Genomic DNA, 2,175 nt, shown 5'->3' on the forward strand with positions numbered 1-2,175 from the left:
GGCGGCCGCCGGGCTGGCCGCGCCGGGCGGGGCCGCACCGGGGCCGGAGCGGCTGCGCCGCCGGGGAGGCCCGCGCCCATATCACGATCCCGCAACGGTTGGGGCGGCGTGTTCACACGATTCCGCGTGTTCGCTCAGCCCATGCTCTACAGTGGAGCACGAACTACGCCCGCGCCGATGGTGCCTTCCCCCTTTGCCAAGGATGGGCGGGATGTCGCTATCGCCTTTTGCGTGGACGTGAAGCCACAACCGAAAGGCCATACTGTGAAGACTTTCAAAAGTCTTGTACTTGCCCCCGCAGTAGCAGCCGCCGCGGTTACCGGCATCATCGCCGCACCCGCCGCCGCTTCCACCGCTCCGACGAGCGCTCCCGCACAGTCCGAGGAGGACGGCGCCGCAGTGCTGCCGTCCGCAACGGCCGGGCCCGCCCGCGCCGTGCCGACGTCCTCGGCGCCCGCGGCCAGCGCAGCCCCGTCGGCCCCGGCGAGTACGAGCGCACCCAAGACCAGCACCGCGACGGCGAAGGCCGACGGCCCCGCCGCCCAGGTGGAGAGCGCCACCGTCAAGCAGTCGGTGATCGGCGACCAGGCCAAGGGCCTGAAGTTCACCGGCACCGGCTTCTCGGCCAACTCGAAGGCGACCGTCACCGTCGTCGCCCCCGACGGCAAGGACTACACGCCCGGCACCGAGCTCACCGTGACAGCCAAGGGCACGGTCAACGGCACGTACTTCTTCACCGTGGACAAGGGACAGAAGGTGCCGACCGGCACCTACGAGCTCTCCCTCACGGACGTCTCGACCAAAACGAAGACGAAGCCCGTCGAGTTCGAGGTCGTCGCGGATACCGCGCCCACGACGACCACTCCGGCCCCCGCGCCGGCGCAGTCGAGCACGGCCCCCGCGAGCTCCGCCCCGGCATCGAGCTCCGCCCCGGCACCGAGCACGGCCCCGCAGACCACCGCCCCGCAGACGCCTGCGAGCAGCGCGCCCGCGACGTCGGCGGCGCCCACGACGAAGGCGCCGGTTACCACGGCGGCGCCCACCACGCAGGCGCCCACCACCGCGCCCGCGACGACGCAGGCACCGAGCGCGAAGCCCACCACGGCCGCGCCGGCGACCACGCCGGCCGCCACGCCCACCACGACGGCACCGGCGACCACCGGCGCCCCGACGACGGCCCCTGGCACCGCCGCGCCCTCGACGGCCGCCGGGCCGTCGAGCTCGGCCGCCGTCCAGCAGCCCACCCTGCGCGTGGATCCCGAGCGGATCTCCACGACGGAGTTCTCCGATTCCGACGGCGGGGTCTCGATCGTGCTCGAGCACGCCCCGGCGAACACGGAGGTCACCCTCTCCGTCGAGCAGGCGCAGGGCAAGGTCAAGCCGTTCGAGCAGATGAAGAAGACCGACGCGAAGGGCGTCGCGCGCTTCGGCGTCCGCTCGAAGACCGCCCCGGTGCTCGGCACCTACAAGCTCGAGGTGACGGGCAACAAGGTCGATGAGGCCGGCTCGTTCAAGGTCGTGACGACGCGCGCCGCGGACGCGGACCAGAGTGCGGCCGCAACCGACGGGGCCGGCGGCTCCAATGGGTCCGACGGGTCCAACGGCTCGAACGGGTCCGACGGCGCGAACGGCGCTGGCGGCTCCGATGGGTTGAACGGTGCCAACGGGTCGAACGGCGCCGGCGGTTCCGACGGCGCGAATGGGGCCGACGGTGCCAACGGCGCAGGTGCGGCCGACGGTTCGAACGGCGGTGCGGCCGGTGCCGACTCCGGGTCCGACGCCTCGGGCTCCGGGAGCACCGACTCCGCCGGCAGCGACCTGCCGCGCACCGGTGCCGAGATGACCGGGCTGGCGCTGGGCGCCGGGCTGCTCGTCGTGGGCGCCGCCGCCGTCATCATCACCCGCCGCCGCGCAGACTCGGCCGATCCGGCCGACTTCTGAGCCGCACGCACGGGCACGCGCGACCGGTGGGGGCCGTCGAGCTGGATCTGAGCACGATCGTGCTCGCCGGCACCCCGCTGGCTCCCGCACCGCTGGGCGCCTCCGACCGACTCGTTCTCATGGGGCAGAGCGAGGAGGTCGGGGGCGCCCTGCGCGCTGTCCGGGCGCTGCCCGGCGCGGCCGGCGTGCCCCGCCCGCCGCGGGACGGCCGCCGTGTGCGCGCCTGGGCCAGGG

2 protein-coding genes are annotated in these 2,175 nt (G+C 74.1%); both read left to right on the forward strand.

Translation table 11 applies throughout. The annotated features are described in order from the left end of the window. The first annotated feature begins 264 nt into the window (after window positions 1-264). Window positions 265-1,941 (forward strand): LPXTG cell wall anchor domain-containing protein, encoded by a 1,677-nt coding sequence (locus GSY69_RS15255; protein WP_160954381.1) that lies wholly within the window; start codon window positions 265-267, stop codon window positions 1,939-1,941. A gap of 26 nt (window positions 1,942-1,967) precedes the next feature. After that, window positions 1,968-2,175, forward strand: a 208-nt coding sequence (locus GSY69_RS14805; protein WP_235936572.1) for a hypothetical protein, incomplete at its 3' end; no start/stop codon positions are given.

Source organism: Brevibacterium rongguiense, from assembly GCF_009857845.1.
GTDB classification, from domain to species: Bacteria; Actinomycetota; Actinomycetes; order Actinomycetales; family Brevibacteriaceae; genus Brevibacterium; species Brevibacterium rongguiense.